The sequence below is a fragment of the Desmonostoc muscorum LEGE 12446 genome, assembly GCF_015207005.2.
In the GTDB taxonomy this organism is placed as follows: domain Bacteria; phylum Cyanobacteriota; class Cyanobacteriia; order Cyanobacteriales; family Nostocaceae; genus Nostoc; species Nostoc muscorum.
This window is the reverse complement of the sequence record NZ_JADEXS020000001.1, coordinates 6980425-7006932: the sequence shown is the minus strand read 5'-3', so window position 1 is coordinate 7006932 and position 26508 is coordinate 6980425. Positions and strand designations below refer to the sequence as shown.

Sequence of the window (26508 nt, the reverse complement as noted above, 5' to 3'; positions counted from 1 at the left end):
ATCGCCAAGACAAGACTATTGCTGAATTTCCACTTTCCCAATATTTCATCTTCAAGTTGATTCTGAACTTTTCGTAATTTATGAAACAGCACTTTTATATCTTGTGGGGTGTTTGCGGTATCTCCCTCTGTTTGATAGCTACAACTGGTACCGTCCAGGCTCAACCTATCCAGATAGATGGAACTACCCCAACTACACCAGGCACATGCAGTGGAAGTTGTAATATTGGGGGTGGGATTCAACGTGGTAGCAATCTTTTTCACAGTTTTTCTGAATTTAATGTGGATCAAGGAGCAACAGTTTTGTTCCTTGATCCAGGAGTCACAAATATTCTGACTCGGGTAACAGGGAATGGACGCTCTAACATTCTTGGCACATTAGGTGTATCAGGGGGTAACGCCAACCTATTTTTAATAAATCCCAATGGAATTATCTTTGGATCAGATGCCAAGTTGGATGTTCGGGGTTCATTTGTAGGAACTACAGCTAATGCTATTCAATTTGGCAATCAAGGCTTTTTTAGGGCTTCTGTTTCTGAGGTTCCATTATTGACAGTCAATCCTTCAGCTTTGTTCTATCAAAATCCCAAAGGAGTAATCCAGAACAATTCAATTGCATCAGCAGGAGTAGATTCAACAAACTCACCTGTATTCGGGCTAAGGGTTCCTGATGGACAGAGTTTGCTATTAGTTGGTGGAGAAGTGAACTTAGACGGAGGAAGATTAAATGCTTTTGGCGGTCGAGTGGAATTGGGAGGATTAGCTGAATCTGGCGTAATAGGGTTAGATGTTAATAACAACAACTTCCGCTTAAGTTTTCCTGACAATACCGCATTAGCAGATGTATCAGTCAGCAATGGAGGTAGAGTTGATGTAACTGCCAATGGTGGTGGTAGCATTATACTCAATGCAAATAATATAGGCATTTCCGGAAATCAAACTAGGCTTTTTAACGGCATCAGGCAAGGAATAACTGGCGGTCAAAGTGGAGATATTACACTCAATGCCACGGGAGCATTAACTGTTAGAGACAGTAGTAGAATTCTCAACAGAGTGACACTTGGAGCAGAAGGCAATAGTGGCAACATCAATATTAAGGCTCGATCGCTCCTTTTAAGCAATGCTGGTCAAGTGCAAGCCGTCACTTTTGGCAAAGGAAATGCTGGTGACGTGAATATTGATGTCCGTAATGGCACTGTTACAGTCGTTGGTGAACGGTCTCGCATCGATAGCAGTGTGGGAATAGGAGGAGTAGGTAACGCTGGCAGTATCAACATCTCGGCAAGAGAACTTGCTCTAAGGGATGGGGGTTTATTGCTTGCTCCAACTTTTGGACAGGGAAATGCCGGAAATATATCGGTACAGGCTTCGGATCTTGTTTCTCTCGAATCAGATAGTCGAATTTCTAGCACTGTGTCAGAAGGAGGAGTAGGTAATGCTGGTGAAATTAATATTACGACGCGATCGCTCTTTTTAAGTGGTGGGTCTCAAATAAGTAGTTCTGTTATCAAGGAAACAACAGATAAGTTGGGAGGGCGGGGAGATGGTGGAAATATCACAATCAATGCTTTTGATTCTGTAACTATTTTAGGCGCTAGTCCTGAAACGGGTTATTCTAGTGCCTTATTTGCTTCGACAGAGACAGGTGCAGAAGGTCGAGCAGGCAATATTACCATTAAGACGGGAGCCTTTTACATTGCAAACGGTGGTGCTGTGAATACCCAAACTCTCAATCAGAGTGATGCGGGTAACATTACCATTAACGCGACTACCTTTGAAGCTATTAATGGTGGACAAATTATCAGCACCGCCATCAGTTCTGGAAATGCAGGCAATATTACCCTTAAAGCTACTGACAGAATCACACTTTCTGGAAGCGACTCGACCTTTGCTCAACGACGCGCCGAATTTCCGGTTGAAGTCCAAAATGAAGGATCTGCTAGTGGCTTATTTGCCAGTACCCGCGCTGACTCTACAGGGTTAGGAGGGAATATCGCAATTGAAACTGGACGATTTATTATCAAAGATCAAGCTCAAGTCAGCGTTAGTAGCCAAGGAAAAGGCGATGCAGGCAATATTGACGTAAATGCACATATCCTGAGTTTGGACAACCAAGGAAAACTCACTTCGGAAACTCAATCAGGTAAGGGTGGAAATATTACCCTCCAACTGCGGGACTTATTAGTGATGCGTCGCAATAGTAAAATATCTACCAATGCAGGCAAGGCAGAATCTATTGGCGATGGAGGTAATATCAAAATTAATGCATCTAATGGTTTTATTGTTGCTGCTCCCTTAGAAAATAATGATATTACTGCTAATGCATTTTCTGGAAATGCTGGCAATATCCTAATCACCACTAAGAGGATCTTTGGGTTTGTGCGCCGCAGTGGTGCAGACATACAGAGGCTTGACCCAGACGGCCTCGACCCAAATAATGTCCCAACCAGCGACATTACATCATTTTCTCAGCAAAACCCTTCATTAAATGGCACAGTACAAATAAATTCGCCAGATGTTGACCCCAGCAAAGGATTAGCAGAACTCCCCGTAAATGCCGTTGATGCCTCCCAGCAAGTCGCTGCTGAGTGCAATGCTAGTGGAAAACCCAGCAGGAGTTCATTTACAGTCATGGGACGTGGCGGAGTACCATCCGATCCGGTAGAACTATTGACAGCTGATAGAGTGTTAGTAGATTGGATCGCACTGAAACCGGAGGCAAAAAATTCTGTTGATGGCGACCAAAATAGAGTAGTTATTTCAAAACAGAGAAACAGAGAACGTACTTTACATAAAGCCAATTCTGTGTATCAACCTACTCAAATTGTGGAAGCCCAAGGTTGGGTAGTGGATGCCAATGGTAATGTAGTTTTAGTTGCTCAAATACCAACTGCTACACTTCATAACTCAGCCGTTGCATCCGCCTCTTGTGGTGCGAAATAAATACAGCAGAATTCAGGACTCAGAATTCAGAATTCTGCTGTATCACTCAAATTAGGGACTTCCAAATAAAAAAATATTCAATTATTTATTGTGGGGTGGGCGTCTCGCCCGCACAGTTTATATGGCGGGCGAGACGCCCACCCCACAAGATTGGATAATTTATTTCTTGGAGTTCTCTTATATCAAGTCCGGGTAATCACTTATTATTAAAACCTCTCCGCATAAGAGCGTCCCCGCGTCCCCCTGTCAGCCCTAATGATAAGTCTTTAACCGGACATGATATTAGACGAGCGATCGCCCGGATACAATAATAAAACCCACAGAATCAAGTTTAATCTGCGGTTGGCGAATTCCCTCTAAAATAGCTGCACTTAAAGCAGTTTCTATTTTCAGTTCTTCGCCTAGTGCTTGATCCCAAGTTTGCTGATTCAGCAACAGGCGTAATTGTTCTACTCTATTGCCTAATTTCTTCTCGGCAACTTTAGCACATTTTTCGCACAATTCCATAAAATCGGGACGATTAGAAAGTAATGCTAAAGAAGCGTTACGTACTTCATAGCAATAATTTTGCCATTTACTAGGATCAACAAAATCGTCAATAATTTCTAAGCGCTCTTTTGCTAGATTGTAATCTCGTGCTTGATAATTGTTTTTATCTTTATATGGACGCTGCAAGATATTCAACAGAACTTTATCTTCCACAACGGATATTGGCTTCTTGCGACCATCAATATAGATAGTTTCCATAATTGGTGGAAATAGAGCATCTACACGTCGCTGCAAGATTTTGAATTGAGAATTATCGAGTTTGTAATCGATTAAAACTTGTTTGGCAATTCTTAAATTTGTCTCGACTATATAATTGTATTGGAAACCGAACCACTCCTTCCCTTCTTGAGCATCCCAAGATGCATCAGTGCGCCACATGGCAAAGGCTTGACCCCGGTCATCACAATCTATATAATTCAACAGTGCTTCTACAAATCCTTCCCCAATTCGCAAGAGTTTAACATCAGAATTTTGGTTAGCTATCCTGCGGTTATAAGTACTATATTTGTCTAGATAACTGTCAGCAAAACGGGTTTTTAACTCATTTATCGGCACCAAGGTACGCGTTACCGGTTGATAACGTTTGATTTCTGAAGAGTCTGGGTTAGTCATTGCCTTGAAACCAAGGGCATCACAAATCCACCCTTCAATTGCTCGCTTCATTTCTGAATGGCGAGCATCATAATTATCTAAATCTTCAAAATACTCGGTTGCAATTTCATCAGTAGCGTCAATTTCATCTAAAGCATTTTGTTCGCTAATTTTGACGATTTCGGCTTGGATTTGTTCTTTGATTGGCTCAATCATTTGCAGTAGTCCAGCAGCGCCTGATTGAAATAAAGCTGCTTCTAATTCTGGAAGTTTCTCATCTACATAAAACTGAAAACTGGCAATGGATTGTTGAAAAATGCCAAATCCATCTTTCAAAATTTGATACCAAGCGTTGTGGGGGCTATCTTCCAGATAAGGGCCAATCAATACACAAGATTGGATGCCAATTTTGCTGCCAATGCGGTCAAGCCTGCCAATTCTTTGCTCTAATTGATTAGGTGACCAAGGAAGATCGAAATGAATTAACCAGTCAGCAAACTGGAGATTACGTCCTTCTTCTCCGGAGCGATCGCATACTAGAATAAAGCAGTTGGGATTGTTTTTGAATTTATTTAAGCCTGCCTCAACTTTATCCGGTGATTCTCCAAATTGATGGCTAACTACGGTATCTGCACCAAAGGTATCAGATAAATAGCGCACAATTTCTGCACAACTTTGAACAAAACTGGTAAATATAATAAATTTTGGGAAAATATCCTCAGCAATTGGTCTACGAATTCTCTGCTGTATCCTGGTGAGAAATTCTTTTTGATTTCTGCGAACATTTGGCGGAATTTTGAAGTATGTACCTAGCTGATTCAGGAGTACTGTTCTTAAATTTTCTTTGCGTTCTCCATCTTCTACAGGTTGACGAACAATTTTTAGAAAAGATTGCAAAATCTCTTCTTCCCCTGAGAATTTGGGAGTTGTAGTTAATAGGCGAATATCATCTTCTTTAAACTCCTGAATCAGTTTAGTATGGGGTTTACCAGTTAAACGGGCTGTAATTACTTGTTCTAAAATGCCTAACCAAGTACCAGCAGCAAGGAATAATAACAGAAAAATTCGCTGATATTGTTTTTCATTGGGAGCAACAGTACGCCATTGATTGATGAGTTCGTGAATATCAAGCGATCGCTCATCTAAATCATATTCTTCTTTCGGTGTAAAATTGCGGTCAAATATCACATCTTCCACCGCAGCGCGACGGTTGCGAAGCATTCGCCGATATAGTCGATAGGTATCGCTGATGTGGCTGCGAATTGCTTGGACGATTTGATTTTGCTCAGGAGAATTTGCTTGTAAACAATTTTCTAAATCATCCGCCAACTTTAGTAAATACTGATCCTCAGTAAACAGGTTGCGTAATTCCTGTAAATTATTTTTCAGGACAACAGGGTTTGCATCTTCTCTCAAAGCCAGCAGAACTTTACCAATTTGCTGGCGGCTGGCAACTTTAGCGCGAAAACCGGCTAAATCATGAAGTTTATAGGTTGTGGGGTCGAGCAAATGCAACATTGCCAGAAAATCTTGCTCGTGGTGAAGCACAGGAGTAGCGGATAATAAAAGTAAGCGATCGCTTTTATGAGCCAGTTGTTTGCAAGTATCAAAACGCTGACGCACTGCTGCATCTTTAGAAGTCGCCATTGCTGCGATGTGATGGGCTTCATCTAATATTAAACAGCCTATCTTAGCTTTGAGATTAATTTTATGAATATCTTCAACCGCTATTACCGCTACCCGTTTGGGAAAATGAGAAATATAAAACTTGTTTTCTAACTCAGTCCGCCATTGTTGCAGCAAATATTTGGGAACTATGATCACCGCACCTTTTTTCGGTTCATCTAACAGGAATTGACGAAGAATTGCACCTGCTTCGATGGTTTTTCCCAGTCCCACCTCGTCTGCTAAAATATAGCGTTGAATTGGGTCTTCCAGTACCCGCCTGACAACTTCTACCTGATGGGGATAAAGATTAATATTTGCCGAAATCAGTCCTGTCATCCCGCGACTAACAGCGCGTTGCTGAATCAAAGATTTCACAAAAGCCAATCTTTTGTCGTGGAAGTACGGCGTTTCGTGACCCTTCATTGCTAAAGTTTCAATGGGGTCTGTGTTCGGTAAATTACAACGGACGTAAATTTCTTCTTCGGTAACAATTGCAGTTTTCTTGTCTGGTAAATCAACTTGATATTGTTCTGTATCTTCGTCCCAGACGAAAATTCTGCCAATGATCCATTTATCTTGGGTTTCGGACTTGATATAGCATCGCGCTTGGGGTTCAAGCCTAACTTGAGAGAGCGAACTTAAAGGTAACGTTTTTTCCAGACGTTGCGCCATAGAGCAGAAATACTCAACGATTGCATTAGTCTCAGATATTCCTATAACTTTTCCTATACCCAAATAATTATTCTGGGACTGTACCAGTAACCCAAGCTTAATCATAGATCCAGTCCCCTAAACAGACTAAAAGTACCTTCCAGACTAGTTAACCCATATCTGGTAGTTTTGCAGATCAACATTATAGTTGAAGAATGCAGTAGGCAGAAGCCAGTTTGCAAAAGCGTTACCGCAGGCAATGGTATATTTGATAGAGGGTCTCAGGAAATCAAAGTGGTGACACAACTGAATTCTCATAGCCAACCCCATCGAGGCAGATTATTTCCAGAACGGACTATCTCTGTTGAAGAACAAGTCAAACGCCAAGTTGAACTAGAAGCATTTCAGCAGCGAGGTCGTGTAATTTTTGAGAAACTTCGCCCAGAGTTAATCGAGAAGCACTATAACTGGTTCATCTACATTGAGCCAGATAGTGGGGACTATTTTATTGCTCCAGATAGTATGGTGGCTGTACAGCAAGCACTTGAAAAATACCCACAGGGTCGATTTGCAACTTTCCGGCTCAATGAAACTGGGGTCTGTGGCCGGATATGATTCAGGGTGAGTTTGATGAGATTGGTCAGTTATTTTTTGAGATTGAGTTGATTGCTGACAATGGTGATATTTTACCAGTCATGGCATTACTTGATACAGGCTCGACAGAGTGGCTGGCCATTAACGACCAGGATTTAGAAGCTCTTGAGTGGCTTAATGTTGGGACAAGAGATGTGGTGACTGGAAAGGGTGAAGTCACTTTTAATATTTATTTAGGAAAAGTAGTCCTAGATGCACAGGAGTTTACTGTGCAAGCTGTTGCTGGTTCTGAATTCAGAGAGATTATATTAGGATTACCTTGGCTAATAACTCGGCGGTTAGTGGTAGATTTTCCAGCAGGAGTACTGACTTTAGGGTAGGAGCGATGCCTACGGCGGTAAACTACGCACTTTTGAAATATGGCTACACATCTATTTATACACGAGTCGGAACTTCAGAGCGATCGCCTGGAGAATCTTCAAAAATAGCTCCTCTTTGGATTAGCTCACGCCTCAGAGTTTGAGAAATCCCTGTGTTATCTCCGAATTGGGCATTTGTTACTTCTGCACCACTCAAGTCAGCTTGATTTAAATTAGCCCCTAATAATCTGGCATTCTTGAAGTCAGCGCCAATCAAATTAGCATTAACTAATACTGCACCAGATAGATCAGAATTACTTAATTGAGTTTTAACAAGTCTGGCATCTTTCAGATTGACCGATTTTAGATAAGCATTGCTCAGTTTGGCGTTTCTCAGATTGGCACGGCTCAAGTTAGCATAGCTCAGGTTAGCATCTCTCAAGTCGGCATCACTCAGGTTAGCATCGCTCAGGTTAGCACCTCTAAAGTAGGCATCCCTCAGATCGGCAAGGCTCAGCCTCTTGAAAAGGCTCAACTTCTTTGCAAGGCTCAGCTTGATATCCTTCAGGTTGGCAAGACTCAGATTAGCACCGCTCAAGTTAGCACCGCTCAGGTTCGCACCACTTAGGTCAGCACCGCTCAGGTTCGCACCACTTAGGTCAGCACCACTTAGGTTAGCACCATTCAGGTCGGCAATGCTCAGGTCGGCACCTGCAAAATCTTCAGCAGGATTGAGACCAGCAATTTTTACCAGAGCAGAAAAGTTATCAGTTTTTGCCTCGACAACTCGCTGGATTAAGTCTTGAAATTCTTTTTGAGATTCTTCATCAGTCATAGTGCAACTCTGCTCGACTGAGATAAGGTTGTAACTTCTTCTCTAAAAGATGTTTTCTGATTATTATCTCTAATACTATCTGTTTATTACGGCTGATATCTTCTGGATATATTTCCTCGGCATCAGTCAAATGCACATATCGCTGCGAAACTTCAAAAGTCGCTTCCACATAGCAAGGTTTATCAGTTAAGTTTAAAGTCCCTAGATTTTCCTTCTGGATTGAGCCTCTCAAAACTGACCCATTCATCTTTAGTTCAAACTCCCAAGTGGGGTTTGATTCCGAATTATTACTTGTTACCTGACATACACTGGGCAAATGAAAAGCTTCTATTTCTCCTGTCTGGTTTTGGATAGAAAGCTCTATTCGCTCAGTTAGATGACGCGACTCATAAGGTATCTGACCATTTTCCAGCTTAAGTTTCAGTTCTCCACCTTTCAAGCCAAACTTAACACGCCCATTTAGTAATGGTTCCCACTGTTCGTTAAAGTGGATGGTTACAGGTAAGTCAATTTGGTTAGATTTAACTGGTGTTGCTTCTAACTCCATGTGCAAGCAATCTGGATACCTGTTTTCATGCAAGGGTTGGGGTGTCGTCGGCAGAGGTTGTTGCATTGTTAAGGTGGACTCAGGATTTTATAAATTTCCTGGTATATACCCTAACATGAGAACGTGACACAGTACGCTGTATTTAAAGCAGAATTCAGGAGTAAATCAGGGTTTATATCTGGCTCTGAGGTCTAAATTCTGTACATTATTAAGTTACAAACTACTGTAAATAGCAACTGATAAAGTAAACAAAAGAGATGAACGCTACAATCTATCAGAAAGTTAAATTCAAAATGCCTTCATGACGGCTGATTTGACATCTACAGCTACACCTAATTTTATGACCGTGCTATCTCAAGCTACGGCTGCGTATCGAGGACAAAAAGGCACACACCCTAGTGCTGAAATATTAGTAAATGCCTTGTTACAAGCAGAAAAAGCTGCCAAGCAGCAACGGCTGAGTTATCCTTTTGAGTCTCTTCTGGGAAAATGGCGACTTTGCTTTGCTACTGGCACTAAGAAAGTTAGAGAACGAGGGGGAATTGTATTAGGCAAGGGTTTGTATGTGCCGAAATTTGTCGAAATTCATATTTCCTTTAGTGCAAATTTAGAACAGAATTTAGGTAAAGGCGAAATAGCTAATCAGGTTAAACTTAGCCCAGTCGTGTTTAAACTCACGGGGCCAGTGCAATATTTAGGTAAGAAAAATTTATTAGCATTTGACTTTAACCACATGTTTATTAGTCTGTTTGGTCGTCTTGTTTATAACAGACCAATCCGCTCTGCTAAAGTTCAAACAGAAGATTTCTATAGCCAGCCCATAGCTAAACTACCCTTTTTTGCCTTCTTTTTAATCACAGAAGATTTCATTGCAGCTCGTGGTCGTGGAGGAGGATTAGCACTTTGGATTCGAGAAACTTGAAACAAAAATCACAATCTTGCTCTAAAATTGCACGGAAGCAAGTTCATTTTCTGGAAACCTTGCGCCTCGGTTTTTTAGGTCAGATTTCTCATCATCAGTAAGTCCAGCATTAGAACCAAACTGAGCATTGATTACTATCGCACTGCTCAAATTTGTTTTAGTTAAGTTAACACCACTTAAGTCAGCACTGCTGAGGTCAACATTAATTAAATCAGCACTGCTTAAATTGGCATTCTTGATGTCAGCGTGACTTAGGTCGGTATCTATCAATAGTGCATTGCTCAAGTCAGCACCCGCTAAATTGACACGGCTGAGTTTAGCAGACCGTAGGTTAGCACGACTTAAGTTAGTGTTACTTAAGTCGGCTCGACTCCAGTCAGCTTCACTGAAATTAGCACCACTGAAATTAAAACCCCTAAAGTTGCAACCAGTTGCTTTAGTCTTAGTTAAATCAGCTCCCACTAAATCTTCGGATGGATTGAGTTCAGCACTTTTAACTAATTCAAGAAAGTTATTTGTTTCTGTTTTTAGCAGGCGCTTAAACTGCTCTGGAATTTCCTCTTTAGTAACAAAGTTTTTAGCCATAACTCGTTGTTTGGTTATTCGTTTTTCTTCACTCCAAGCAACAAAGCCAATGCCTGCAATACAGCTTAATGTTAAAGTGAGCGCTGGTGGTTTACCACCTGTAACCAGCAACATGATTAAAAAACCTGCACCCACTTGAGCCGTTTGTTTAACTAAAGAATGCAATCCGGTTTTTGCTTCTTCGTAAAGACTGATTTGATGGCGGGTAGTTACGGCCATATCATGCTACTCCTATGGTTTCCTCAAATTCTTTATATCTGCCCAAAAACGAGCAATTATCCGACCAGCGAGAACAATCCATAACAAAAAATCAGATGTCACGATGATGAAGCAAGCCAAACAAGATGCACCGAAAGGATTTTCTTTTAAACAAACATCAAAACTAGAGAAATCTTTACCGATAATGACTTTGCCAATGAATCCAGGAACTTGTAGGAGAATACTTAGAGCGATCGCATCCTGAATAGAAGCATATACTGTTCTCCCCAACTCCCCCATCAATAAATAGAATAACTGATCTACAAACTCTAAAACGCTCATCACAAGGTTTTTGGTGCTTCTCCCTAATGGCGTACTTGCCAGAGGAGATTCCGCTGGAGGAGTTGGCGATGATGGTGGCTGCGGGTTCGGCGGCTGAGTCATACCGAATTATTAAATAATTCCTAATTAAGTTTTGTAACAGGAATTGAGATTTTGTCAGGAAACTTGCCGCATTTGACTTATGCAAATTAAAGGAAAAGTTTACTAGGAGCAGTATAGACTAAAGAATCTGTGAATGAGACTGGCTTAAGATTTGTAAAAGCGATCGCTCTATAACTTCACTCACAAATTTATTCCCTTGCAAGTTAAGGTGAATGTGGTCGTGAAACAAACTTTTCGGCTCAGTATTTGAATTAAATATCGGTAAAAAATCGATATAGTTAATTTGCTGCGCTTTAGTAAAATCGCTCAAGCGTTGGCGTGCTTGAATTTCATAATCGCGGGAACCTGGTTCGCCAATTTCTCGCAACAAGGGAGTCATAACCAGCAAAAATTCACTGTTGGTTTGGCGAGTCAGCGCTTGAATTTTACCGATCGCCTCCAGATTAATCCCCACGCGATCGCCTGCTTCATTATGCACTGCTTTCAACTCCGGAATCGCCTTTTGCTTAGTCAGATAACGCTGCCAGACTTCCACTAATGCCAAGGGTGGTTTACTATCTGGATAGTTGCGATCGCGTCCCACTGGTAAAGAAGTCGGAGGAGTTGCAAACAAATCATCGGTATTAATTAGTAATATTATTACTTGCGCGTTAAAAGTGCTAAACTTCTGTAAATAAGCTAATTCGTTCCTTGGACCCCAAGAATTAGCTGAAGCATTTAGCACTTCTACTTCCTGATAATTACTGTTAGTTGATGATGCCAGAGAACGCATCATCAAACTGGATATTGTATTAGTTTGATCAGTCCACCAGCCACCATTAGCAATGGAATCACCTAACAGTAGGACTCGCAGCGTCGAAGGTGCGGGCATCTTGGCAATGGGACTACCTCGCATAGAATACTGATTAATTTCAATGCGATTACCAAAACGACGGGTACGCTGATTAGGAGCCAACAAATAACCAATTTGCTCATCACGAACATAAATCAGGGGATTACCAAAGCCAAAGAGCGATCGCAATCCTATCTCTAACAGCACAAACAACCCCACAACCACCGCCAAAATTACGAACACCAATATTTTCATCATTAGTCATTAGTCATTAGTCATTTGTCCTTTATTATTCCCCGCGTCTCCCTCATCTCCCTCATCCCCCTCATCCCCCTCATCTCCCCACTCCCCAATTTGTATAAATCAGACCAATCACCCCGGATAAGTAAGTAATTGTGGCGATGGAAAAATTGCAAAGCTTAAACAAAATAATATTAGGGATTTAACGTTATCCGCCAATTTAACGACTACAATCAAAACGGACAAATGTTTCATGCCGTAACAGAGGAGGATTACAAAACTGTGTCCGACTTAAATCGAGGAATTATGAAGTTTGAGGGTGCAGATTCCCCAAAAGTAGTCACTATCTCTACCGTGTTGCTTCTGGGATCGATCGCTGCTCTCATCATCTGGGCGCTGCAAGCCGCCTATGCGCTAAACTAAAACCATTAGTAGCCTAGAAGGACACTTGTCTTAAACGGTCTCCGTCTTCGCCAAGTGTCCTTAAAGAAGAATTCAGAATTCAGGAGTCAGAATTCAGAAGTCAGAATTCAGAAGTCAGAATTCAGAAGTAAGACGGGCTTGACGGCTGGCTTAAAAACCTAGTTTGTGTACTTGAGCAACTTAAGATATTCTGTCTGTATAAGGAGTCTAGTATGATTGGTATATTCATTCATCAAATATTCTCCTGACTCCTAACTCCTAACTCCTAACTCCTAACTCCTGAATTCTGACTCCTGACTCCAAACGCTCTGATAACCATCAAAAATTTCATAAAAATTTTAGAGTTGAGATTTGAGATTTTAGATGGCACATTTAAATCTAAAATCCAAAATCCAGAATGTTTGAACTTTGGGGTGTCTTAGTTATTTTAATTGCCTGCCCCCTCTTGGGCGGATTACCCCTGATTGCATGGGTTACTTACGCCCTCAAGCGTAAGCGATTATCACAAGTTGGTACAGGAAACATCAGCGTATCAGCTGCTTTCTATCACGGGGGTACATTTGTAGGAATTCTGGCAGTTTTGTCAGAAGCTTTTAAAGGTGTTGCGGCAGTCTTAATTAGCCGTGCTTTCTTCCCAGATGGTTCATCTTGGGAATTAGTCGCCCTCATTGCTCTGGTAATCGGTAGATACTGGATAGGCAGAGGCGCAGGTACGACAAATGTCGTTTGGGGATTTGTGGTACATGATCCACTGGTGGCAATATTTGTATTTTTCTTTGCAGGTATTAGCTTTTCAATTCTCCACTCCAGACAGGTAGTCAAATTTGGGGTTTTGCTGCTGTTTCCTCTGTTTGTGACGCTTCTGCACCTGAGCGATATCCCCAGAATGCTTGCTGCTGTTGCTTTAGCTGGTTTAATGGGCTGGATTTACACAAAAATTCCTGATGATATGAATCTCCCAGCCCAAGAAGCACAAACAGAGTCGCAAGCGATGTTGGAATTTTTAAGCGGCGATCGCGCTATGGTTTCTTTAGATGAAGAGTTGGATGCTGCCATCGTCGGCGAAAAGGCAGCGACATTATCTCAAATTAAACGCTGGGGTTACCCAGTCCCCAAGGGTTGGGTACTTGCCCCCATTGACGATCCTGAGTTGTTGACAGAATTTCTCCAGCCATCAGAATTATCTCCCTTGGTGGTGCGTTCTTCTGCCATTGGCGAAGATTCAGAACACGCTTCTGCGGCTGGGCAGTATAAAACAGTTTTAAATGTTACCAGTCCCCAAGCCCTGCAAGAAGCGATCGCCCAAGTGCAAGCTTCCTACAATCATCCTTCTGCTGTACAATATAGGCGCGATCGCGGTTTAAATGACACAGCAATGGGTGTGCTGATTCAACAACAAGTCCAAAGTGTATTTTCTGGCGTCGCTTTCAGCCGCGATCCTATTACCCAGCAAGGTGATGCCATTATTATTGAAGCCCTCCCAGGCAGCGCCACACAAGTCGTTTCCGGAAAAGTCACACCAGAACAATATCGCGCTTTTGTTTTTGAGGCAGAAAATTCTTCCTCTGTGCAATTGGAGGGTGAAGGACGAGTTCCCCAAGCATTAATCAAGCAAGTTGCATACTTGGCTTACCGACTGGAAAAACGTTACAATGCCACTCCTCAAGATATTGAGTGGAGTTACGACGGTCAAACGCTTTGGGTATTGCAATCTCGACCAATCACCACTCTGCTACCCATCTGGACGCGGAAAATCGCCGCCGAAGTGATTCCGGGAGTAATTCACCCCTTAACATGGTCGATTAATCGTCCTTTAACTTGTGGAGTTTGGGGAGAAATTTTCACTCTAGTTTTGGGCGATCGCGCTTCCGGGTTAGATTTTACTGAAACAGCAACTCTGCATTACTCCCAAGCTTACTTTAACGCATCCCTCTTAGGAGATATTTTTATTCGCATGGGATTGCCGCCGGAAAGTCTGGAGTTTTTAACCAGGGGAGCTAAAATGAGTAAGCCATCTTGGAAGTCAACTTGGGAAAATTTCCCAGGACTAGGAAGGTTACTCAAGCGAGAGTTAAATTTAGAAAAAGACTTCAAGCGGGATTATCACAAACGCTTCATTCCTGGGTTGTCCCAGTTGGCGCAGGAAGATATAAATAAGTTGGAACCGTCGAAACTGTTGGCAAGAATTGACTTGATCTTAGAATTGCTGCGTCAAGGGACGTATTACAGCATTTTAGCTCCCTTGAGTGCTGCTCTGAGACAGGCGATTTTTCGGGTGAAGGATAAGCAAATTGATAACAGCGTCACCCCAGAAGTAGCAGCATTGCGATCGCTGGCTGCAATCGCCGCAGATGCCAAGCAGATATTATCTAAGTTTGAGCCGCAGCAGGTGTTTGAAGAATTAAACCAAACCCCAGAGGGAAAGAAGATCCTGCAAGAATTTGACGAATTGCTTCAGGATTACGGCTATTTAAGCGAAGTGGGAACTGATATTTCCGTTCCCACTTGGCGGGAGAATCCCCAACTCATCAAGCAGATGTTTGTGCAGTTAATCCAGGGGAACGAACTACAAGTAGGCGCCAAAGATGCCAACAACAGCATCTTTCGCAAACGCGGGTTTGTGCAACGGCGTGTGGATATCAAAGGACGAGTCACCGAAGTTTATTCACGGCTTTTGGCTGAATTGCGTTGGAGTTTTGTCGCTTTAGAGAAAATTTGGTTAAAGTCTGGTTTACTCAAGAAAACAGGCGATATCTTTTTTCTAGACTTTGATGAAGTGCGGCGTTTAGTTGGGGGTGGAGATTCCAGCTTAATTGAACAGTTAGTTGAGTTAGTGGAATTTAGGCGATCGCAATTCTTCCAAGATAGCGAGATTACTCAAGTACCTTTTGTAGTCTACGGCAATACACCCCCTCATCCCCTAGCGCCCTCTGCCCTCTACTCTGACCAAATTTTACAAGGTATTGGAGCAAGTCACGGTCAAGTCGAAGGCAGAGTGAAGGTGTTGCGAAATTTACAAGACATACCGGAAATTGACCGGGATACAATTTTGGTAGTACCTTACACAGATTCCGGCTGGGCACCATTGTTATTAAGGGCTGGAGGATTGATTGCCGAAGCTGGCGGGCGACTTTCTCATGGTGCGATCGTTGCACGGGAATACGGGATACCCGCAGTAATGGATGTTCGGGGTGCTACATGGTTATTGCAAGATGGTCAACGGGTACGGATTGATGGAACTAGGGGTATTGTGGAATTATCCAACGATTTGAGACCCGAATGATTATTACTGGTTGAATACTTATCATGTAGACTGACGCTCTGACGCGGAGAATTCTCCTTGATAAATAATACGAATTTGAAAAAAGAATGCGACAAATAGACTGGCTAGGGGCACGGCAGTGCCCATTGGTGTCAACTTAAGAAGATTTTGCCCAAATTTGTTGGGTGTAAGCGTCAATGTCTCGATGGCGCTTACGCCCAGTTTTGATTAATCCAAACAGCTTTTGATGTTCAACAAGATAAGGAACAGCCTCACTGGCATCACTACGGAGAACAGCTTTGGAAAAATGGTATAAAGCACGAAACACCATTTCTGTAGAAATTCGGTCTAAAGGTTGGTTGAGAGCGATGCCTACGGCGGTAAACTATGCCACATCGATATAATGTTGTACCGCATCTGGTACACACAAGTCTGAAATAGGTGATTAACCAAGGTTTTACCCCTCCCTAACCCTGCCCTTATAAAGGGGAGGGAACTAGATTTCCTGTTTCCCCCCAATATATCGGGGGGATTAAGGGGAGTAATTCGATTTGTGTGTACACCGTAGCCTTGCTAAGAGGAGGGGAGACAAAGCGTAGCTTTGGCGGGGTGGGGTTCTTCGGGTTTAATAAGTAATCAATTGGACATGATATGACTCATTAATTTTTAACTACACGAGGAGAAAAACAAAAATTTTAGTGACTTAACTTATTGAGAAAAGTAAGAAAAGTACGATGTTTTCTATAAACCCTTGATTATCTAGTTAATATGCTGTAAATTGATGCGTGAAATGACTAAACAGCACGAAAGTTTAGCACGTTTACATAAATCAAAAGTCAAAGGTAAAAATCATTTTGCTCTAGACTTTTGATTTTTTTTTCCTCATCTTAATTTAAGGATGTCCTAGATGAACACGCTGTATAATCAGCGACAGCGGCAACACCACAGCATCCTCTGGCTCTCCCCAAATTTCGCGCATCCGTTCGTCTAACTCGACGAGATTTGTATCGGGGTCATGATGTTTTTCCCCTACTCTCATCAATTGACATATGGGACTACTATTTTTCAATCTCCAATGCCCCATGCCCCAATGCCCCATACCCCATTCAAAAATATCGACAAAAGTCTAATTACTTTACAACGGTGATACAGATAACCTAGATGCATCTGGAATTAGCTACCAGCACAAGACCTTCATGCTTATCTTCGTTCTTCAAACTTTAGCGGAAATTTTAGCTGGAGGAACTTCACTTACCAGTACAGAGCAGATTGACTTCAGCCATCCCAGTAATCGCAGGGAAGAAGGAGCCGGTCCGACTCTCAATTTATACATTTATGACATTCGTGAGAGTAAGCAGTTCCAACAGGCCGGAAGGCAAGTTGAACGTAATATTACACGCCATCTGCAAGCCGGCATCGTCAATTGGGCACCTGTTTGGTTTGATGTTTCGCTGCTATTAACAGCTTGGGATAGGACGACTTTAGGCGAGCATCACTTCCTCAGTGAAGCATTGAGGGTACTTATGCGCCATCGAGCTTTAGAGGAGGAGTTTTTAGTTCCGGAATTGCGGGGCTATGGTAGTTTGCCAATGATGGTTGGACTACAACCGTCAGTTGAGCCTGGCAGCTTATGGAGCGCTCTTAATGTACCTTTGCGTTCAGCCTTATATTTAACACTCACCGTACCTCTTGATACCCAATCTACCACAGTACCTTTAGTTTGGGAGCGAATTTTCGATCTGCGAAATCAAATGCACGGGAACGGTAATGGTAGCACCCAAATTATGAGCAGGCGCGTAGTAATTGCAGGTGTTGTCAAGAGTGCAACGAAAAATCTGCCATTAATGGGGGCAAAAGTTACTTTGCTGCGAAGTAAAAAATTCATGGAAAGCAATAAAGAAGGGCTGTTCTTTTTTGAAAACCTTGAGATGGGTAACTATGTTTTAAATATAGATTGTCCTGGCTATTTACCCCAGAATGTTAATGCATTGGTAGATGACCAAAGTCATACTTTCAAAGAGATATTTCTAACTCCTGAATAATTAAGTTTTTACTGACTTGGAGGGACTCTCATGGCTCGACTTGATTACTTTGCTCCTGGTGTTTATATTGAAGAATTTGACCGAGGGAGCCGACCGATTGAAGGTGTTAGCACAGCAGTTGCCGGTTTTGTCGGTTTTACAGAAGATGTTCGAGATGATGCTGAGCTATTTAAGCCGATGCTGGTGACGAATTGGACGCAATATCTCAACTATTTTGCTCGTCCTAATTCTGATGGGTTCACCGATTTCAACGCTTATTTACCCTTTGCAGTCTACGGCTACTTCATGAATGGTGGCGGTCGCTGCTGGGTAACTAGCATCGGTACTCAATTACCAGGGGCACCCAAACCCGCAAATCCTGAACCTGCTAACATCCGAATCAACTCTCGTGGCAATCGTCCAGCCTTGCGCTTTACTTTGCGCCCCGAACAAGCAGCAGGCGGATTAGTAAATATTATTATTATCGATGGTTCTCCTCGTGCTTTACCTGAAGGTACTGAAGGAGAAGCTCCTCCAAATACCGGGGAATACTTCACCATCCAGATTCGTCGGGGAGATGAGCTTTTAGAGCAATACGAAAACTTGACCATGAACCGCGAACCTGGTCAGGTTGCGACTTATGCGCTGGCGGCTTTGAGAAATTCCATGTATGTCATCGTAGAAGACATTACTCAAAGCGGACAGCCTTTAACTCGGCGTCCGGTTAACGGCCAGTACGAACTAGCACCGCCCATTGTTGCCACTCCACCGGATAGATTTTCACGAGATTTAGAAGGGGTACGGGACGATCGCACCGGGGTACGCGGTATTTTTGAAATTGATGAAATCACAATGCTGGCTTGTCCTGATTTGATGCGGGCTTATCAAGAGCAAGTGCTGAATTTGGATCAAGTCCACGGCATCATGGAACTGATGATTAGCATGTGCGAAGGTTCCGCCAGTGGTGATATTCCTAATCCACCCAACCGCATGGTTGTACTTGATGCACCACCGGACGCTGTTAAACCTCAACATGTGGTTGATTGGTTGAATAGATTTAACCGTCGTTCGATGTTTGCCGCCCTTTATTATCCTTGGATCAAAGTTCCAAATCCACGCGATCGCGGTAATCCCATTTTAGTACCTCCTTGCGGTCATGTGATGGGTGTTTGGGCACGCACCGACGAAACTAGAGGAGTTTACAAAGCACCTGCAAATGAAGTACCCAGAGGCGTAATTGGTTTGGGTTACGACACCAACTTCCGCGAACAGGAACTATTGAACCCCCTTGGTATCAACTGCATTCGCAGCTTCCCAAATCGAGGTATCCGCATCTGGGGTGCGCGTACTTTAGTTGAGCCAGATAAAACAGAGTGGCGTTATATCAGCGTCCGGCGGTTGATTAGTTATCTAGAAAAATCAATTGAACTAGGCACTCAATGGGTAGTTTTTGAACCCAACGACCAAGATTTGTGGGCGCGTGTCCGACGTACCGTCAGTAACTTTTTAGAGCGAATTTGGCGTGAGGGTGCTTTATTTGGGGATTCACCAGAACAAGCATTTTATGTGAAATGCGATGCCGAATTGAATCCACCAGAAACCATAATTTTAGGTCGTTTGTATGTCGAAATAGGTGTTTGTCCCGTTAGACCAGCGGAGTTTGTCATCTTCCGCATCAGTCAATGGAATGCACTTGATGAGCAATAGGGCATTGGGCATTGGCAAATCACTAATGACAAATTTTTAACTTATTTAGGAGATGAAATATGGCTGGAGAATATGTAGTCGCCTCTGTATTCTATTTTGAAGCAGATGGCATCACTGAAAAATTCGTTCAATCAGTTACCGGATTGGGAGCAAAAAATAATGCCACCAAAGGCGTTAGAGGCTCAAGTAAAAATGGTAAGACAATGCGTCAAAATCTTCCTGGACAGGCTGAGTTTAATAATGTCACAATTACCATGAATTACAATGGTGACGAAAGCCTACACAGATGGTTTTTAGCTTGTAGCGAAGATGGAAAACCTCGTCAATGGGATGAAAACCGCAAAGCTATTTCAGTTGTTGGTTATACCCAAGATAAGAAAACTGAAGTAATCCGTTATAACCTGAAAGCTTGTTTCCCCGAATCATATACAGGTCCAGAATTCGATGTGTCGAAAAATGACCCTGCAACAGAGAAGATTGAAGTTTCGATTGAGGGTTATGAAATCATCGCACAGCAAAAAGAAGTAAAAGCAGGCTAAAACTAAAAATTTAGTTTTTTTAAGTTCAAAATTAGCTGTCTATGTTTGGCAGTAGGTTGTTATCATCAATTGATAGCAACCTTGACTGCTAAATAAAACAGGAATCAGAATTCTGAATTCTGAATGGGCTGCGCTAACAGAATTGGTGAATACTCCACCCATCAAGGGATGGAGTATAAAAGAGGAAAAATATTTTAATTTTGTTTCGCCCACAAGGAGCAAGGCTTTCAACTAATATTCATTACCCAGCAATGCACTGAGTTTCGACTGCGCCCAAATCGAGTAAAGTCCAGATTCAACTACCATCTGTCGTTGTGTCGGACTCCAATTCAATGCTGAATTCTGACTCCTGAATTCTGACTCCTGAATTCTGAATTCTGACTCCTAAAAATTATAGTGTGAAAAATAATGGCTGAAATACCTGAATTTCTCACAAATTATCGTTTCTTTTTAAGATTAGACATAGGCAAAAATGATAGCGATGGCTATTTTTTAGAATGCCAAGGCTTCAAAAGAACCCAGGAAGTAATTGAAATTTGTGAAGTAACTTCTCAAAAATGGGGGACTGCTTCAAAAGGTAAAGCCGTTAGAACTAAACTTCCTGGCAATGCTAAGAGTGGCAATATTACTCTGCGTAAAGGTTTGAACAAATCCAAAGATTTATGGAAGTGGTTTGAAGAAGTTGAAACAGGTAAGTGGGCCGAAAAACGTGAATTTATTTCTTTATCTATTTACGATCAAGCATCTGGAGAACAAGCTAGATTTGAATTAGCTGGTGCTTGGCCTACTAGTTACAAAATTGCTGATGTCAACGCTAACAGTCATGAAGTAGAAATTGAGGAGTTGGAGATTGCTTTTGAGGAATTTAAACGCGTGCAATAATCAGGAGAAATATGTTTCCCACAGAGTTTGAATTTATATTGCCTAAGGGATATCTAGACTCTGAAGGCAACCTTCACCGGAAAGGTGTAATGCGGTTATCAACGGCGATAGACGAGATTGCACCCTTGCGTGACCCAAGGGTAAAAGCCAATCCAGTTTATGCCACAATTATCATCTTGTCGCGCGTGATAACCCACCTGGGTGCTTTATCTGATGTCAGTCCTGCAATAGTCGAAAACTTTTTTGCCCAGGATTTAAATTATCTCCAAGATTTTTATCGTCGAATTAATGGCTTGGAAGGCGAAACTTCTTCATCAGAAGAGACAGTAAATTCTCCTGAGCCACTGCTTCAGAATTGAATTGGGGACTGGGGTATGGGGAAGATGAGGGAGATAAGGGAGATGAGGGAGATGAGGGAGTAGGGTAAGAAGAACTGTTGATTTATTTACCAGTACCCAATGCCCAATGCCCAATGCCCAATGCCCAATCCCCAGTCCCCAATCCCCAATCCCCAATCCCCAATCCCCAATCCCCAGTCCCTATGCCCCGTAAAAAGGATAATCTCTGCACTGAATTTGCTTTCACTCTTCCTAGAGGGTTGAGTGATGGTGAAAACCGAGTACATCGTCAAGGAGTGATGCGTTTAGCCACTGCTAAAGATGAAATTTTGGTGCAACAAGAGCGCAAAGTTCAAGAAAATCCAACTTACGGCGCATTAGTTATGCTTGCACGTGTCATCACTCGCTTGGGTAGTTTGAACTCTGTTAGCCCTGAATTACTCGAAGGACTGCTCCTACATGACATTGCCTATCTGCGAGAATTTTACAATCGAATTAACCAGCAAGGTGATGTACATATTCCGGCACAATGTCCCCACTGCAATACTCAATTTTCAGTGGAGCTAGAACTGGCGGGGGAGTCATAAGCTACCCCTCTGATAGTTTATATGAGGAGGTAGCTTTTATTGCTTATCATTTTCATTGGTCACAAAATGATATTTTAAATTTAGAACATACTACCCGTCAGCGTTGGGTAGCCGAAATCAATAAAATTAACCAAAAATTAATATGAAAGTAAAAGTTAGCTATTCACCGACTTTAAGTGAAATCAATGAAGTTGACCTTACCATAGACACTACAACGAGGGGAGAATGGCTAGTAGGTCGTTCTCCTGATTCTGATTTAGTCTTGGAAAGTCCTGATGTCAGCCGACTACATGCTAAGTTCTTTGTCAAAAGTGGAACTTACTACTTTAGTGACCTTGGCAGTAGAAATGGCTCAATAGTAAATGGCAAACAAGCTGAAAAGGATCGACCATATATTTTGAATGATGGAGACGTGATCCGAATTGCAGATTATGTTCTGATTATGGAAGCGATCGCTCCTTTAGCAGAGCAATTACCAGAGACCGTCTTCAGAATTATAGATCCTTCTCTGTTTTCTCGGCCGCGATCGCCGGAAAATGTCAGCACTCCCAATGTTGCCAGTCCAGCCCCAGAGGTAGTCAGCGAAGTTATCACGCCAATTAGTAACGAAGTAGAAACACCAGAAATTAGCGAAATTTCAGAAGTTGCTTCTACTCAAACTGATGATGACATCCCAGCTGTTGAAGTCACCAGCCCTGAAAATATAGTTCAGCCACCAGAAGTTCTACACGATGTCCGTAATGATATTGTCGATTTGCGTACATTAGTTGTAGAAGAAGAAGTTACCCCAGATGTTGAGGAAGTAGAAGTTGCAGAAGTCAGCGAAGCCGAGCCTGATGAAGCAATAGCCACACCTGAAAATGTCATCGAGACTTCTGAGGAAGAAAGTACACCAAAACAAGCCCCTCACCACGAGGTTACAGATTTTGATGCAGAGTTGGAAGCAGCACTAGAGGCAGAAGTCACCTACGTCCAGCCTCGTGATATTCCTGACAATTTTGTTCCTCAAGCTATTGAGGAGCGCGATGCAGAATTGGAAGCAGCATTAGAGGCAGAAGTCACCTTCGTACAGCCGCGTGACATATTCAACCAAGTACCCCAAGAGAGTGCTGTTCCCCAAGCTACTCATGAAGAAGCAGTAAATTTGGATACGCCAGTTACAACAGAAGATACCCCAGATGTTGATGAAGTTGTGAGTGATGTGACGCCAGAAACGACTGAAGTTGTGAGTGATGTGACGCCAGAAACAACTGAAGTTGTGAGTGATGTAGACAGTCAACATCAAGATACATCGAGCGAAGTTCCAGAGGAAACTAGCGACGAATTAGTAAATTTAGATACGCCAGTTACAACAGAAGATACCGCAGATGTTGATGAAGTAGAAACTGATGAAACAGTCAGCGAAGTTCCTGAAGTCTTGACTCCTCCTGATGATAACCTTCCACAAGTTTTCAGTAATCAATACGTTGATTTGAGTGATACAACTACCGAAGAAGTCAATGTAAGTGAAGTCTCTGATGCAGGTGATATTGAATCTTTGGAGCCAGTAGAAAGTGAAGCTCCTGAAATCATCAGTCAAACTGTTGAAGAAGTTTCTGAACTAGAAGCAACTGAATCCGCTCAAATTTCAGAAGAAGTAGAAGCAACTGAATCCGCTCAAATTTCAGAAGAAACAAATTTAAGTGAGCCACCACAAATGATCGTTGAAAGAAACATAGTAATCATTGCTCACGAAAGCAAGAAATCAGAACTTGCTGAATTTGTTGCTCAGCATCAGGAATTTTTCTCACAGAGCTTTACAATTACCTGGCCATCTGTTGGCGAAGTTTTACATCAACAAGCGGGTATAACTATTAGTCAACAAACCCCCGCCCCAACTTCTGGAGGATATCAAACAATTGCTTCATTGGTTGGGTCAGGAGAAATTTTAGCAGTTATTTTCTTGAGAGATTTGCTGCAACCCCAGCCTGGTCAAGCAAATGAAGAAGCACTGCTGAGATTATGCACTATTAATCAAGTTCTACTGGCAACTAATGTACCAACCGCAGAGGCGATCGTGCATTATCTCAAGCAGGTAGTAGATTAGCATTAAATGGGGACTGGGGACTAGTACCGCAAGGCGTAATTCGTAATTCGTAATTCGTAATTACCTGTTCTTAAGGGTTTGAGACATTTCAAATGGTTGGTTTATTTACGCCGCGCTGTACTAGGGAAATATCGGTTGAATTTTTCTCGCCGACTTATTTACCCAGTCCCTAATAACCAATACCTAAATTATTTTTTGAAAAGTTGCAAATTGCATAGAATAATTTCAAAAATGAAAATTTGTATAAATAAACACGTATATTTTAAAATAAAACTTATGTAGAAAAATGTTTGCCAAGTTCAAAAGTTTACTGAGACAGCCAGTTATTTTTTCAAGTGCGATCGCCACAGTTTTACTAGTAGGTATTCAAAAACTTGGGGTTTTCGACCCTCTGGAAATGAGAGTCTACGACCAGATGATGCAATTACGCCCCGATCCAGGCCCAGACTCTCGTCTGTTGATTGTTGCTTTAACTGAAAAGGATCTCCAAAAATGGACTTGGCCGCTTTCCGGTGAACTTCTAGATCGACTGTTGGGCAAACTTGAGGAATACGAACCGCGAGCCATTGGTCTAGATATTTTTCGTGATTTACCAGTGCAGCCTGGCCACGACAAACTACTACAACGCCTACAACAGAGCGATATTATCATTCCCATCTGCAAACATTCTGGTTTTAAAAACCCGGGAACTGCTCCCCCTCAAGGGGTTGAACCAGAGCGAGTGGGATTTAGTGATGTTGTAGAAGATACTGATTCTATAATTCGGCGCAATTTATTATTAGCAAGTTCAGAGGAATCTGACCCTTGCCAAAGTACATATTCCTTTAGTTTACAGCTAGCACTCAAATATTTAGAAGTTGGTGGCATCCAACCAGAATTTACCCCAAATAAAGAATTAAAATTACGAAATATTGTATTTAAACCCCTGCAAAGTAATGCTGGCGGGTATCAAAAAGCTGATACAAGCGGTTACCAAATCCTGCTTAACTACCGTTCTGGCCATCAAATTGCCCAGCAGGTAACAATTACAGAACTGCTTGCAGGCCAAGTTAAACCAGATTTGGTTAAAGGCCGTATCGTTTTAATTGGTTCCACAGCAAATAGTTTAAATGACATTTTTAATACGCCCTTTACTAGTGGTAAATCAGATAATTCTGGCAAGATGGCAGGAATTGAAATTCATGCCCACAGTGTCAGTCAAATTCTCAGTGTTGTTCTTAACCAACAGCCTCTGTTTTGGTTTATCCCTGAGTGGGGTAAAGTTCTGTGGATATGGGGATGGGCGATAGTTGGTGGCTTATTGGTGTGGCGAATTCAGCATCCTCTAGCTTTAGGATTGGCAGGAGCAACAGCCCTGGCGGTATTATTTGGAGGTAATTTTATCATCTTTACTCAAGCTGGATGGTTACCAGTAATACCTCCGATGTTGGGGTTAGTATTGACTGGCGGGAGTGTCCTTGCCTATACCGCTTATCAAACCAAACAAGAGCAAAAAGAAATTACACAACGAGTTCAAGAACACCAACAATTAATTATCGAATTACAAGCTCTTTTACGGCAACGCGGTGATGCTTCCAATGAAGCGCCAACAGTAATTGCGGATTCTATCGGGCAAGAAATTGCAGTCGGCACTCTACTAAACAGCCGCTACAGAATTACTGAACGCTTGGGTTCTGGAGGATTTAGTAATACTTATTTGGCTGAGGATATCAAGCGCCCTGGTAACCCAGAATGTGTAGTTAAACAATTGCGACCTCCCCGCCAAGATACAGAATATTTAAATGTTGTCAGACGCTTATTTGATGCTGAAGCAGAAATTTTAGAAATTTTGGGTAAGCATCCACAAATTCCCCAACTGTTAGCTTTTTTTGAAGAAAATCGCCAATTTTCTTTAGTACAAGAATTTGTCCGGGGGCACGCTATGGACAAAGAGCTAACCTCTGGTACACGACTCAAACAAACTCAAGTTGTGGAGATACTCAAAGAAGTTTTACACGTGCTTGTTTTTGTTCACAGCTATGGTGTAATTCATCGAGATATCAAGCCTAGTAATTTGATTAGACGAGAATCAGATCGGCATATTGTTTTAATTGACTTTGGCGCTGTTAAGCAAATTCACCCCCAACAACAAGAAAATCAAACTATTTCAATTGGTACTCCCAGTTATGCACCTTCTGAGCAAATGAGTGGATTGCCAAAACTAAACAGCGATATTTATGCATTGGGAATTATGGGTATACAAGCTTTAACTGGAGTAGACCCAAGAGTATTTCGCAGAGATACAAATACTGGTGAAGTAATTATTCAAACTGAACCTGACGGGAATACAGAGGTTTGGCACAGTTGGCGCGAATTAGCTGAGGTGACAAACGAGTTAGTTATTATCTTAAATAAAATGGTACATTTCGATTTTACTCAACGATATCAGTCAGCAGCAGACGTGCTAAAAATTATCGAAAGTCTCTAATAAGCTGTTCCGCATTTAACTTGCATAATTAGGGCGGGCAAGATACCCACTTCACAAGAGTTTGCTTGAATCCGATTATGCAATTTAGATGTTTTTCAGCTTATACAGCAATACGGTTCAGTTAAGCCTTTCTTTCTTCTCTTTGCGTCCTTTGCGTCCTTGGCGGTTCGTTAAAAAAATTGAATTTGACCAAGAGTTTTAGCCTTAACTGAACCGTATTGGCTTATACAGCATAATTT

General features: G+C 42.1%; 22 protein-coding genes and 1 pseudogene. 15 read left to right on the top strand and 8 right to left on the bottom strand.

What is annotated here, in order from left to right:
* Positions 1-80 precede the first annotated feature (80 nt).
* Complete coding sequence (locus tag IQ276_RS29145) at positions 81-2942, top strand: two-partner secretion domain-containing protein (RefSeq protein ID WP_228043521.1); 2862 nt, start codon at positions 81-83, stop codon at positions 2940-2942.
* Between the two features lie 282 nt (positions 2943-3224).
* Here the strand turns inward: IQ276_RS29145 and dpdE are convergent, their stop codons facing one another.
* A complete protein-coding gene (gene dpdE / locus IQ276_RS29140) occupies positions 3225-6527 on the bottom strand; it encodes a protein DpdE (protein WP_193919470.1) in 3303 nt (1100 codons plus the stop codon).
* 171 nt (positions 6528-6698) lie between these two features.
* Here dpdE and IQ276_RS29135 point away from each other — a divergent pair, with 171 nt between their 5' ends.
* Both IQ276_RS29135 and IQ276_RS29130 read left to right on the top strand, forming a co-directional pair.
* Entirely contained in the window at positions 6699-7016 is a 318-nt protein-coding gene (locus tag IQ276_RS29135) for a hypothetical protein (RefSeq protein ID WP_193919468.1), read from the top strand.
* A complete protein-coding gene (locus IQ276_RS29130) occupies positions 7013-7375 on the top strand; it encodes an aspartyl protease (RefSeq protein WP_193919466.1) in 363 nt (120 codons plus the stop codon). Before IQ276_RS29135 ends, IQ276_RS29130 begins: the two co-directional genes overlap by 4 nt.
* A gap of 55 nt (positions 7376-7430) precedes the next feature.
* Here the strand turns inward: IQ276_RS29130 and IQ276_RS29125 are convergent, their stop codons facing one another.
* A complete protein-coding gene (locus tag IQ276_RS29125; RefSeq protein WP_193919464.1) occupies positions 7431-8189 on the bottom strand; it encodes a pentapeptide repeat-containing protein in 759 nt (252 codons plus the stop codon).
* On the bottom strand, positions 8182-8802 hold the full coding sequence (locus tag IQ276_RS29120; RefSeq protein WP_193919462.1) for a hypothetical protein: 621 nt from the start codon (positions 8800-8802) through the stop codon (positions 8182-8184). Before IQ276_RS29120 ends, IQ276_RS29125 begins: the two co-directional genes overlap by 8 nt.
* A 235-nt stretch (positions 8803-9037) precedes the next feature.
* Between IQ276_RS29120 and IQ276_RS29115 the strand changes: the two genes are divergently transcribed.
* Positions 9038-9658: a hypothetical protein gene (locus IQ276_RS29115; RefSeq protein WP_193919460.1), complete on the top strand. Its 621-nt coding sequence runs from the start codon at positions 9038-9040 to the stop codon at positions 9656-9658.
* Between the two features lie 21 nt (positions 9659-9679).
* Here the strand turns inward: IQ276_RS29115 and IQ276_RS29110 are convergent, their stop codons facing one another.
* The 3 genes from IQ276_RS29110 to IQ276_RS29100 all read right to left on the bottom strand — a co-directional run bounded on the left by IQ276_RS29110 (position 9680) and on the right by IQ276_RS29100 (position 11972).
* Complete coding sequence (locus IQ276_RS29110) at positions 9680-10462, bottom strand: pentapeptide repeat-containing protein (RefSeq protein WP_193919458.1); 783 nt, start codon at positions 10460-10462, stop codon at positions 9680-9682.
* Between the two features lie 12 nt (positions 10463-10474).
* Entirely contained in the window at positions 10475-10885 is a 411-nt protein-coding gene (locus IQ276_RS29105; RefSeq protein WP_193919456.1) for a hypothetical protein, read from the bottom strand.
* Positions 10886-11003: 118 nt separating this feature from the next.
* A complete protein-coding gene (locus IQ276_RS29100) occupies positions 11004-11972 on the bottom strand; it encodes an SGNH/GDSL hydrolase family protein (RefSeq protein WP_193919472.1) in 969 nt (322 codons plus the stop codon).
* 231 nt (positions 11973-12203) lie between these two features.
* Between IQ276_RS29100 and IQ276_RS29095 the strand changes: the two genes are divergently transcribed.
* Together IQ276_RS29095 and IQ276_RS29090 are read left to right on the top strand one after the other, a co-directional pair.
* Positions 12204-12380: a hypothetical protein gene (locus IQ276_RS29095; RefSeq protein WP_171974087.1), complete on the top strand. Its 177-nt coding sequence runs from the start codon at positions 12204-12206 to the stop codon at positions 12378-12380.
* A gap of 397 nt (positions 12381-12777) precedes the next feature.
* Entirely contained in the window at positions 12778-15663 is a 2886-nt protein-coding gene (locus tag IQ276_RS29090) for a glycerol-3-phosphate acyltransferase (RefSeq protein WP_193923770.1), read from the top strand.
* 136 nt (positions 15664-15799) lie between these two features.
* Here the strand turns inward: IQ276_RS29090 and IQ276_RS29085 are convergent.
* Positions 15800-16018: pseudogene (locus tag IQ276_RS29085) on the bottom strand (IS4 family transposase); the annotation flags it as partial.
* A 516-nt stretch (positions 16019-16534) separates the two neighbouring features.
* Positions 16535-16684 carry a hypothetical protein gene (locus IQ276_RS29080; protein WP_235116069.1) on the bottom strand — a complete coding sequence of 50 codons (150 nt, stop codon included), beginning with the start codon at positions 16682-16684 and terminating at the stop codon, positions 16535-16537.
* A 154-nt stretch (positions 16685-16838) separates the two neighbouring features.
* Between IQ276_RS29080 and IQ276_RS29075 the strand changes: the two genes are divergently transcribed.
* From IQ276_RS29075 to IQ276_RS29040, 9 genes are all read left to right on the top strand, one after another.
* Entirely contained in the window at positions 16839-17684 is an 846-nt protein-coding gene (locus tag IQ276_RS29075; RefSeq protein ID WP_190882587.1) for a Pvc16 family protein, read from the top strand.
* 30 nt (positions 17685-17714) lie between these two features.
* Positions 17715-19370, top strand: a complete 1656-nt coding sequence (locus tag IQ276_RS29070) for a phage tail sheath family protein (protein WP_190882588.1) — start codon at positions 17715-17717, stop codon at positions 19368-19370.
* A 59-nt stretch (positions 19371-19429) separates the two neighbouring features.
* Positions 19430-19909: a phage tail protein gene (locus tag IQ276_RS29065; protein ID WP_073640605.1), complete on the top strand. Its 480-nt coding sequence runs from the start codon at positions 19430-19432 to the stop codon at positions 19907-19909.
* 408 nt (positions 19910-20317) lie between these two features.
* Positions 20318-20791 (top strand): phage tail protein, encoded by a 474-nt coding sequence (locus IQ276_RS29060; protein ID WP_073640606.1) that lies wholly within the window; start codon positions 20318-20320, stop codon positions 20789-20791.
* A gap of 11 nt (positions 20792-20802) precedes the next feature.
* Positions 20803-21150 carry a hypothetical protein gene (locus tag IQ276_RS29055; protein WP_190882589.1) on the top strand — a complete coding sequence of 116 codons (348 nt, stop codon included), beginning with the start codon at positions 20803-20805 and terminating at the stop codon, positions 21148-21150.
* A gap of 113 nt (positions 21151-21263) precedes the next feature.
* Positions 21264-21716 carry a phage tail assembly protein gene (locus IQ276_RS29050; protein WP_235116068.1) on the top strand — a complete coding sequence of 151 codons (453 nt, stop codon included), beginning with the start codon at positions 21264-21266 and terminating at the stop codon, positions 21714-21716.
* A complete protein-coding gene (locus IQ276_RS40790; RefSeq protein ID WP_073640622.1) occupies positions 21659-21862 on the top strand; it encodes a DUF6760 family protein in 204 nt (67 codons plus the stop codon). The genes IQ276_RS29050 and IQ276_RS40790 overlap by 58 nt, the downstream gene beginning before the upstream one ends.
* A complete protein-coding gene (locus IQ276_RS29045) occupies positions 21859-23802 on the top strand; it encodes an FHA domain-containing protein (RefSeq protein WP_193924947.1) in 1944 nt (647 codons plus the stop codon). The genes IQ276_RS40790 and IQ276_RS29045 overlap by 4 nt, the downstream gene beginning before the upstream one ends.
* A gap of 286 nt (positions 23803-24088) precedes the next feature.
* The gene (locus tag IQ276_RS29040) at positions 24089-26269 is read left to right on the top strand and encodes a CHASE2 domain-containing serine/threonine-protein kinase (RefSeq protein WP_235116067.1); all 2181 of its coding nucleotides are present in this window, start codon (positions 24089-24091) and stop codon (positions 26267-26269) included.
* The last annotated feature ends 239 nt before the right edge of the window (positions 26270-26508 follow it).